The sequence below is a fragment of the Microvirga arabica genome, from assembly GCF_016811235.1.
Taxonomy (GTDB): domain Bacteria; phylum Pseudomonadota; class Alphaproteobacteria; order Rhizobiales; family Beijerinckiaceae; genus Microvirga; species Microvirga arabica.
Genome location: NZ_JAFBID010000020.1, coordinates 80,762 through 90,187 on the forward strand (window position 1 = coordinate 80,762; position 9,426 = coordinate 90,187).

General features: G+C 64.8%; 8 protein-coding genes. 6 read left to right on the plus strand and 2 right to left on the minus strand.

Annotation, left to right across the window (positions count from 1 at the left end):
* Positions 1-5: 5 nt before the first annotated feature.
* Positions 6-791 (minus strand): SDR family NAD(P)-dependent oxidoreductase, encoded by a 786-nt coding sequence (locus JQC81_RS12790; RefSeq protein WP_203272192.1) that lies wholly within the window; start codon positions 789-791, stop codon positions 6-8.
* A 205-nt stretch (positions 792-996) separates the two neighbouring features.
* On the opposite strand from JQC81_RS12790, the gene carB reads away from it, so the two are divergent.
* From carB to JQC81_RS12805, 3 genes are all read left to right on the plus strand, one after another.
* Complete coding sequence (gene carB / locus JQC81_RS12795; protein ID WP_203272193.1) at positions 997-4,467, plus strand: carbamoyl-phosphate synthase large subunit; 3,471 nt, start codon at positions 997-999, stop codon at positions 4,465-4,467.
* Positions 4,468-4,573: 106 nt separating this feature from the next.
* Positions 4,574-5,050 carry a transcription elongation factor GreA gene (greA, locus tag JQC81_RS12800; RefSeq protein WP_203272194.1) on the plus strand — a complete coding sequence of 159 codons (477 nt, stop codon included), beginning with the start codon at positions 4,574-4,576 and terminating at the stop codon, positions 5,048-5,050.
* A 37-nt stretch (positions 5,051-5,087) separates the two neighbouring features.
* Positions 5,088-5,588 carry a twin-arginine translocation signal domain-containing protein gene (locus JQC81_RS12805; RefSeq protein WP_203272195.1) on the plus strand — a complete coding sequence of 167 codons (501 nt, stop codon included), beginning with the start codon at positions 5,088-5,090 and terminating at the stop codon, positions 5,586-5,588.
* 12 nt (positions 5,589-5,600) lie between these two features.
* Here JQC81_RS12805 and JQC81_RS12810 read toward each other — a convergent pair whose 3' ends face one another.
* Complete coding sequence (locus JQC81_RS12810; RefSeq protein WP_203272196.1) at positions 5,601-6,086, minus strand: Lrp/AsnC family transcriptional regulator; 486 nt, start codon at positions 6,084-6,086, stop codon at positions 5,601-5,603.
* Between the two features lie 173 nt (positions 6,087-6,259).
* Here JQC81_RS12810 and JQC81_RS12815 point away from each other — a divergent pair, with 173 nt between their 5' ends.
* The 3 genes from JQC81_RS12815 to JQC81_RS12825 all read left to right on the plus strand — a co-directional run bounded on the left by JQC81_RS12815 (position 6,260) and on the right by JQC81_RS12825 (position 9,354).
* Complete coding sequence (locus tag JQC81_RS12815; protein ID WP_203272197.1) at positions 6,260-7,273, plus strand: mitochondrial fission ELM1 family protein; 1,014 nt, start codon at positions 6,260-6,262, stop codon at positions 7,271-7,273.
* Positions 7,273-8,235 (plus strand): thioredoxin-disulfide reductase, encoded by a 963-nt coding sequence (gene trxB / locus JQC81_RS12820; RefSeq protein ID WP_203272198.1) that lies wholly within the window; start codon positions 7,273-7,275, stop codon positions 8,233-8,235. The genes JQC81_RS12815 and trxB overlap by 1 nt, the downstream gene beginning before the upstream one ends.
* Positions 8,236-8,463: 228 nt before the next feature.
* Positions 8,464-9,354, plus strand: coding sequence for a LysR family transcriptional regulator (locus JQC81_RS12825; protein WP_203272199.1), 891 nt, complete (start codon positions 8,464-8,466; stop codon positions 9,352-9,354).
* Positions 9,355-9,426 lie beyond the last annotated feature (72 nt).

The following is a 9,426-nucleotide window of genomic DNA, read 5'->3' on the forward strand; positions in this document are numbered from 1 at the left end:
GCTCGTCACTTCATTCCCTGCAGAAGCCCGGCGATCCTGCGTGACACGAAGCGCGGCATGAACTTGGCCCCAATGGCGCCGGCCCGGTTCCTGGTGCCTGGGATGACGATGGCCCGGCCTGCCTCGTAGCCCTCGAGTCCGACGCGGGCGACCTCCGCCGAGGTCATGGCGCCTGCCTTGAAGAGCCGGGAATCCTTCAGGCCTGCCGTGTCCGAGAACTCGCTCTCGGTCGGCCCAGGGCAAAGGGCCGTCACCGTCACACCGTGGGGCCTGGCCTCGTCGTGCAGGGCCTCGGAGAGGGAGAGCACAAAGGCCTTCGTGGCGTAATAGACCGCCATGTAGGGTCCGGCCTGGAAGGCCGCGATGGAGGCCACGTTCAGGATCCCGCCCCGCCGGCGCTCGATCATGCCCGGCAGCATCAGGCGTGACAGGGAGGTCAGGGCCGTGACGTTGAGATCGATCATGGCGAGCTGCTTCTCGTGGGGAAGCGAGGCGAAATACCCCCTCAAGCCGAACCCCGCATTGTTGACCAGGGTATGGGCCACGATGCCCCGCTCCCGGAGCATCTCGGCCAGGTCCTGAGGCGCCTCCCGGTCTCCGAGGTCGAGGGCCATGACCTCGACCTGAACTCCATGGACCCGGCGGATCTCCTCGGCCAGCGCCTCCAGCCGCTCGTGCCGCCGGGCGGTGAGGACCAGCGGATAGCCCCCGGCGGCGAAAACGCGGGCCAGCTCCGCGCCAATCCCGCTGGAGGCTCCCGTCACGACGGTCCAGCGCGGTTCCTCAGCCATGGCCATTTTTTCCCAGCTCCGTTGATCCGATTCCCGAACGCATCGTACCGCATAGACATTGGCTGTCTAAATCACGGCTCGGGCCTTTGAATTTGCCCAAGGTCCGTGTAAGAGCCTCCCTCAACCTATAATCCGATCACATCCCGGCTGCGCTTGAAGCGCCGTAGCTTTACGGCCGCGCGGCTGGACACGCCTGGGTGGCCCAATGCCGAAGCGGACAGACATCTCCTCCATTCTCATCGTCGGCGCCGGGCCGATCATCATCGGCCAGGCCGTGGAGTTCGATTATTCGGGCACCCAGGCCGTGAAGGCTCTGAAGGAGGAAGGCTACCGCATCATCCTGGTGAATTCGAACCCCGCCACGATCATGACGGATCCGGATCTCGCGCACGCCACCTACGTGGAGCCGATCACCCCGGAGATCGTCGCCAAGATCATCGAGAAGGAGCGCCCGGACGCGATCCTGCCCACCATGGGCGGCCAGACGGCGCTCAACTGCGCCCTGTCGCTCAAGAAAATGGGCGTGCTCGACAAGTTCAACGTAGAGATGATCGGCGCGACGGCCGAGGCCATCGACAAGGCCGAGGACCGCCAGCTCTTCCGCGAGGCCATGACCAAGATCGGACTCGACACGCCGAAATCCCGCCTCGCCAACGCCTCGGCGCTTAAAAAAGCCGACCGCGACGCCTATCTGGCCGAGCTTGCCCGCATGGAGGCGCTCGACATCCATCCCGGCGACAAGAAGCGGATGATCGCGGCCTACAAGCTCAAGTGGGACGCAGGCGAGAACGAGCGGCGCAAGCGCTACCAGGAGCATGCCCTGGGCGAGGCCCTGCTGGCGCTGGCGGAAGTGGGCCTGCCGGCCATCATCCGCCCGTCCTTCACCATGGGCGGCACCGGCGGCGGCATTGCCTACAACCGCGAGGAATTCCTCAGCATCGTGGAAGGCGGCCTCGACGCCTCCCCCACCAACGAGGTGCTGATCGAGGAGAGCGTGCTCGGCTGGAAGGAATACGAGATGGAGGTCGTCCGCGACAAGGCGGACAACTGCATCATTATCTGCTCCATCGAGAATTTCGACCCGATGGGCGTGCACACGGGCGACTCGATCACCGTCGCCCCGGCGCTCACGCTCACCGACAAGGAATACCAGATCATGCGCGACGCCTCGCTGGCGGTTTTGCGCGAGATCGGCGTCGAGACCGGCGGCTCGAACGTGCAGTTCGCGATCAACCCGGAGAACGGGCGCATGATCGTGATCGAGATGAACCCGCGCGTGTCGCGCTCGTCCGCTCTGGCCTCCAAGGCCACGGGCTTCCCCATCGCCAAGGTCGCGGCGAAGCTTGCCGTCGGCTACACCCTCGACGAGATCGCCAACGACATCACCGGCGGCGCGACGCCGGCCTCCTTCGAGCCGACCATCGACTACGTGGTCACCAAGATCCCGCGCTTCGCCTTCGAGAAGTTCCCCGGCGCCTCGAACACCCTCACCACAGCCATGAAGTCCGTGGGCGAGGCCATGGCCATCGGCCGCTCCTTCCCGGAGTCGCTCCAGAAGGCCCTGAGGTCGCTGGAGACCGGCCTCACGGGCCTCGACGAGATCGAGATCGAGGGCATGGGCAAAGGCGACGACAAGAACGCCATCAAGGCGGCCATCGGCACGCCGACCCCCGACCGGATTCTGAAGGTCGCCCAGGCGCTGCGCCTCGGCGTCAGCCACGACGAGGTTTACGAGAGCTGCAAGATCGACCGCTGGTTCCTGGAGCAGCTCCAGGACATCATCGACATGGAAGCCAAGGTGAAGGCCCACGGCCTGCCGCAGACGCCCGGCGCCTTCCGCCAGCTCAAAAGCCTCGGCTTCTCGGATGCGCGCCTCGCCGTGCTCGCCCACAAGTCCGAGGCGGAGGTGCGCGAGCTGCGCCGCTCGCTGTCCGTGCGCCCGGTCTACAAGCGCATCGATACCTGCGCGGCGGAGTTCGCCTCGCCCACCGCCTACATGTACTCGACCTATACCGCCCCGTTCGCCGGCAATCCTGCGGACGAGTCGACCCCATCGGACGCCAAGAAGGTGATCATCCTCGGCGGCGGCCCGAACCGGATCGGCCAGGGCATCGAGTTCGATTATTGCTGCTGTCATGCCTGCTTCGCGCTCAAGGACGCGGGCTATGAAACCATCATGATCAACTGCAACCCGGAGACGGTCTCGACCGACTACGACACGTCCGACCGACTCTATTTCGAGCCGCTGACCCAGGAAGACGTGCTGGAGATCATCGAGACCGAGCGCTCCAAGGGCACGCTCCACGGCGTGATCGTGCAGTTCGGCGGTCAGACGCCGCTCAAGCTTGCTCATGCCCTGGAAGAGGCCGGCGTGCCGATCCTCGGCACCTCGCCGGAGGCCATCGACCTCGCCGAGGACCGGGACCGGTTCAAGCGCCTCCTCGACAAGCTGCACCTGAAGCAGCCCAAGAACGGCATCGCCTATTCGGTGGAGCAGGCTCGCCTGATCGCCGCCGAACTCGGCCTGCCCTTCGTGGTGCGCCCCTCCTACGTGCTCGGCGGTCGAGCCATGGCGATCATCCGCGACGAGGCCCAGTTCGAGGATTACCTGCTCGGCACCCTGCCCAGCCTGATCCCGTCCGACGTGAAGGCCCGCTACCCCAACGACAAGACCGGCCAGATCAACACGGTGCTGGGCAAGAACCCCCTGCTCTTCGACCGCTATCTCTCGGACGCCATCGAGGTGGATGTGGACTGCCTCTGCGATGGCAAGGACTCGTTCATCGCCGGCATCATGGAGCACATCGAGGAGGCGGGCATCCACTCGGGCGATTCCGCCTGCTCGCTGCCGCCCCGCTCCCTGTCGCCTGAGATTATTGCCGAGCTGGAGCGCCAGACGAAGGCCCTGGCCTTGGCTCTCGAAGTCGGCGGCCTGATGAACGTGCAATACGCCATCAAGGACGGCACCATCTACGTGCTGGAGGTGAACCCCCGCGCCTCGCGCACGGTGCCCTTCGTGGCCAAGGTCATCGGCGAGCCCATCGCCAAGATCGCGGCCCGCATCATGGCCGGAGAAGGCTTGGCGACGTTCGGCCTAACCCCGAAGGAGCTGCCGCATATCGCCGTGAAGGAGGCCGTGTTCCCCTTCAACCGCTTCCCGGGCGTGGACGTGCTGCTCGGGCCGGAAATGCGCTCCACCGGCGAGGTCATCGGCCTCGACCGGGGCTTCGGGGTGGCCTTCGCCAAGAGCCAGCTCGGGGCCGGAAGCCAGCTCCCGAAGACCGGCACCCTGTTCGTGTCGATCCGCGATTCGGACAAGCCGCGCATCCTGCCGGCGGTGAAGATGCTTGAGGAGGCCGGGTTCCAGATCGTGGCCACGGCCGGCACCCAGCGCTATCTTGAGGAGCAGGGCGTCAAGGCGAAGCGCATCAACAAGGTGCTGGAAGGCCGCCCCCACGTGGTCGATGCCATGAAGAACGGCGACATCCAGCTAGTCTTCAATACCACCGAAGGGGCCGGCGCCCTCTCAGATTCCCGGTCCTTGAGACAAGCGGCCCTCTTGCATAAGATACCTTACTACACCACTCTTGCAGGAGCGGTCGCCGCAGCCGAGGGCATCAACGCATACCTCAGCGGCGATCTCGAAGTTCGGGCGCTTCAGGAATACTTTGCCTGAGGCATCCGGCCTCACATTGGAACTGCGAAGCTTCTATGGAGTTTTCGTTGACATGCGAGGGCGCTGGCAACAGCGGCCTCGTACCTCTTTTTGGACGAGACAAACGATGGACAAGGTCCCTCTGACGATCAAGGGTTTTGCGGCGCTTGAGGAAGAACTCAAGCAGCGCCAGCAGGTGGAACGCCCCCGGATCATCCAGGCGATTGCGGAAGCCCGCGCGCTTGGCGACCTGTCGGAAAACGCCGAGTATCACGCCGCCAAGGAAGCCCAATCCCTTAACGAAGGACGGATCCTTGAGCTGGAGAGCCTGATTTCCCGCGCCGAGGTCATCGATATCACGAAGCTCTCGGGTGACCGGATCAAGTTCGGCGCCATCGTGAAGCTCGTGGACGAGGACACCGAGGAAGAGAAAACCTACCAGATCGTGGGCGAGCCCGAAGCCGACGTGCGCTCCGGCCGCGTCTCCGTCGCCTCCCCCATCGCCCGTGCCCTGATGGGCAAGACCATCGGTGATACGGTGGAGGTTTCGACCCCCGGCGGCGGCAAGTCCTATGAGGTCGTCGGAGTCCAGTTCGGCGTCTGATGCAGGAAAGGGGGCAGAAACAGTGAGAAATCCGATCATGCCCCCTCTCTCCCGCCGCTCTCTTCTGAAATCCCTGGCCTGTGCCGGCCTTGCTGGCGCAGGCTTCGCCTTGCCCGCTCAGGCGCAGAGCTTCCCTCAAGGATTCTCGTCTTTTGCAGTGGATGTGAGCGTCCTGAAAGCCAAGGGCCTCGGACCCTATGCCGACTTCGTGGGACAAGTCGCGCTCGATGAGCTGCGGCGCTCCTTCGCCGACCGCACGGATCCGCGCGGTCCCCGGCTCGTCGTGCGCCTGACCAGCGTCACCCTCACGGCCTTTCCAGGCGGAGGCGGCGGCTATCGGCGGCGCGGCGGGGATGGCGGCGGGCACGACGCGGTCGAGGGTGAAGCCTTGGCTGTCGGCCGCCAGGGTGAGATCCTGGCGCGGCATCCGATGCTGGCCGTGCTCGACGCCCACGCCCCCAGCGTCGCCCCGAATGAGCAGGGCCGCACTGTTGCCGTGACGCAGCATTGGGTCCGCTGGCTGCGGCGGCAGATTTGATTCTCAGCTAACTCAGCCTTCGACCGGCGCTACATCCTCGATCGGCACCAAGGGCTCGTCCTTGATCAGGTCGAGGGTCAGCGCCGTGCGGACGTTGCGGACGTTCGGCAGGGAGGTGAGCTCCGAGACCAGCCCCTGGAACGAGGCGAGGTTCGGGGCCACGCATTTCATGATGAAGTCGATATCGCCCGACAGGGTCCAGCACTCGCGGACCATGGCCCAGTCCTTCACCCGCTGTTCGAACTCCCTGAGCTCTTTCTTGCCCTGAACGTCGAGCTGCACCATGGCGAAGCAGACGATCTCGAAGCCGAGGTTCTTCGGGTCGAGGATCGCCCGGTAGGCCTTGATGATGCCGGCGCTCTCCAGAGCCCGCACACGGCGCAGGCATGGGGGAGCCGACAGGCCGACCCGGCGGGCGAGTTCCACGTTCGTGATGCTGCCGTCGGCCTGCAGTTCTTTCAGAATGGCCCAGTCGATGGAATCGAGGCGTCCGCGCACGGTAACTCCGTAGGCATGATCGGGGCGGGCAAAACCGGCCTAACGCTTGGATCATGCAGTATCAGGTCGAAAAATCTCGTCTTGGCTGACTAGACCGTATAAGGGATCCGCACAAGGAGGACGGGCGATTAAGTCGCAACGAACTTCATGAACTCCACAGGCTCATTGATCGAATGTTGCGCGACGAAACCGGCCCTATCACCTGGGTGCTGACGGACGGCAAGGCCGGGGACGAGCTGCAGGCCCTGAGCGTGGCCGAGGCGCTGGGCTTGGTCCCGGAGGTTCGCAGGGTGAAGCCGAGAGCGCCCTTCACGTGGCTGATGCCCTGGGGTCCCATCGACCCTCGCGAGCGGCCGGGCGCTCCCGGCAGCCCCCTCGCCCCGCCCTTTCCGGATCTTCTCATCGCCTCAGGCCGCAGGGCCGTGGCCTATCTGCGCCACGTGAAGCGGGCGTCCGGCGGGCGAACCTACACGGTGTTCCTCAAGGACCCCCGCACCGGGCCGAAGACCGCCGACTTCATCTGGTCGCCGAGCTACGACCGCTTGAGGGGACCCAACGTCCTCACCACTCTGACGCCGCCGCACCGGGTCTCGGCGCGGCGGATCGAGGCCGCCCGTGCAGAGCCCGATCCGCGCCTCGCCCCTCTGCCCCGTCCCCGGGTGGCCGTCCTCGCCGGAGGGGACAGCCGGCATCACCGCTTTACGGAAGAGAACATCGCCCGCCTGGTGGAGCATCTGACATCCATTGCCGAGGCTGGGGCCGGATTGATGGTCACGGCTTCGCGCCGCACCCCTGCGACCTTGCGGGATGCGCTGGTGGCCCTGACCGCCAAGCATGGCGGCTTCTTCTGGGACGGGACCGGCGAGAACCCTTACGTGGACCTTCTTGCCCTTGCCGATTTCATCGTCGCGACGGCGGATTCCTTCAACATGATCGGCGAGGCCGCAGCCACGGGGCGCCCGATCCTAGTCTTCGAGCCCTCCGGCGGCCATCCGAAACTGGATGTTTACATGAACGGGCTTAAGAGCCATGGAATTGTGCATCCATTCGAGGGCCGTCTTGTAGGAGAGGCCTACGAACCCTTAAATTCAACCCCTAAGGTCGCGAAGGCCATCGCTGAGGGCTTCAGCCGCCACCGCCGTGCCCTTGGCCCGCCGGATATCGCTTTTTCTCTGGAGACTCCCTGATGGCCCATTCTCACGCCAAGCTCATCATCATCGGCTCAGGGCCGGCAGGCTATACGGCGGCGATCTATGCGGCGCGCGCCCTGCTCGAGCCGGTTATGATCTCCGGCTTCCAGCCCGGCGGGCAGCTCATGATCACCACGGATGTGGAGAACTATCCGGGCTTCGCCGATGTGATTCAGGGCCCCTGGCTCATGGAGCAGATGCGCCTGCAGGCCGAGCATGTGGGCACCAAGATGGTCTCCGACCACATCGTCAAGGTCGACCTGAAGCAGCGCCCCTTCCGCCTCGAAGGCGATTCCGGCGACACCTATACCTGCGATGCGCTCATCGTTGCGACCGGCGCCCAGGCCAAGTGGCTGGGCCTGCCCTCCGAGGGCCAGTTCCAGGGTTTCGGCGTCTCGGCCTGCGCCACCTGCGACGGGTTCTTCTACCGGGGCAAGGAGGTTGTTGTGGTGGGTGGCGGCAACACCGCTGTCGAGGAGGCGCTGTACCTCGCCAATCTCGCGTCCAAGGTCACTCTGGTCCATCGCCGGGACAGCTTGCGCGCCGAGCGCATACTGCAGGACCGCCTGTTCAAGCACCCGAAGATCGAGGTGATCTGGAACTCCGCCGTCGAGGAGATCTGCGGCTCGGAGAACCCCTCCTCCGTCACCCATGTGCGGCTCAAGAACCTCGTCTCGGGCGGGGCCTCGGATTTCAAGACCGACGGCGTGTTCATCGCCATCGGCCACAAGCCTTCGACGGAGCTGTTCGTCGGACAGCTTGACATGAAGTCGGGCGGCTATCTGGTGACGAAGCCGGGCTCCACAGACACCAACATCCCCGGTGTCTTTGCGGCCGGTGACGTGACGGACGACATCTACCGGCAGGCGGTCACATCGGCAGGAATGGGCTGCATGGCTGCTCTCGATGCGGAGCGCTATCTGGCGGCCCTGGAGGCCACCCAGGAAGCCGCCGAATAGGATTTGTTAACAACCCTTTAGCCTTCAGGCCGATTTCCTGTTGCGTCGGGCTCGCGGCTCATAAGAGATAAGGGCTGCCTTGCGTCTGGAGCATGTGAGGCTTAGAGCATCGTGCGGAAAAGTGGATCCGGTTTTCCGCGTCAACGATGCTCTTATCCAAGAAGGAAGCATCGGATCCGACCCCAATAGTGCAATTCACTTTTGGATCCGATGCTGTAGGGGAATGCCGTGGACTGGGACAAGATCCGGATTTTCTACACCGTCGCGGAAGCGGGCAGCTTCACGCGGGCCGGTGACGATCTGGGTTTGAGCCAGTCGGCCGTCAGCCGGCAGATCAGCGCACTCGAGCGCGAGCTGAAGGCGCCCCTCTTCCACCGCCATGCCCGCGGCCTGATCCTCACCGAGCAGGGCGACCTGCTGTTCCGGGCCGCCCGCGACATGCGCATGCGGCTCGAGACTACAAAGGCCCGCCTCGTCGAGACCAGCGAACGCCCCTCGGGCGAGCTGAAGGTGACGACGACGGTCGGTCTCGGGTCGATCTGGCTTGCCCAGCGCATCGCGGAGTTTCTCGATCTCTACCCGGATGTCCGCGTCGAGCTGATCCTGTCCAACGAGGAGCTGGATCTCGCCATGCGCGAGGCGGACGTGGCCATCCGCCTGCGGCGCCCGGCCCAGCCCGACCTGATCCAGCGCCGCCTCTTCACCATCCATTTCCACGTCTATGCCTCGGCCGACTACATCAAGCGGTTCGGCGAGCCCAAGACGCTGGAGGAGCTGGACGAGCATCGGATCGTGTCCTTCGGCGGCCATCAGCCGTCCTATCTCATGGCCGTGCACTGGCTTGCCACGGCCGGCCGCGAAGGGCGCGAGCCGCGCCAGTACCATTACGTGGTCAACAACATCACGGCCCTGAAGCTCGCCGTCGAGACTGGTGCCGGCATCGCCGTGCTGCCGGATTATGCCGTGGTGGGCAACCCGGACCTCATCCAGGTCCTGCGCGACGTGGAGATGCCCTCCCTCGACAGCTACCTCGTCTATGCCGAGGAAATGCGCTCGGTTGCGCGCGTTCAGGCCTTCCGCGACTTCCTGATCTCCAAGGCCCAGCGCTGGACGTTCTAAGGTCTGTGGGGATTCACATGAGGTTGGGCTTATGATTCAAGCTCTTGATGGATCGCTATGTCTTGACGGACG

Coding starts and splice junctions, on each gene's coding strand:
- JQC81_RS12790 (WP_203272192.1), bottom strand. CDS start 791: ATGGCTGAGGAACCGCGCTGGACCGTCGTGACGGGAGCCTCCAGCGGG.
- carB (WP_203272193.1), top strand. CDS start 997: ATGCCGAAGCGGACAGACATCTCCTCCATTCTCATCGTCGGCGCCGGG.
- greA (WP_203272194.1), top strand. CDS start 4,574: ATGGACAAGGTCCCTCTGACGATCAAGGGTTTTGCGGCGCTTGAGGAA.
- JQC81_RS12805 (WP_203272195.1), top strand. CDS start 5,088: ATGCCCCCTCTCTCCCGCCGCTCTCTTCTGAAATCCCTGGCCTGTGCC.
- JQC81_RS12815 (WP_203272197.1), top strand. CDS start 6,260: ATGTTGCGCGACGAAACCGGCCCTATCACCTGGGTGCTGACGGACGGC.
- trxB (WP_203272198.1), top strand. CDS start 7,273: ATGGCCCATTCTCACGCCAAGCTCATCATCATCGGCTCAGGGCCGGCA.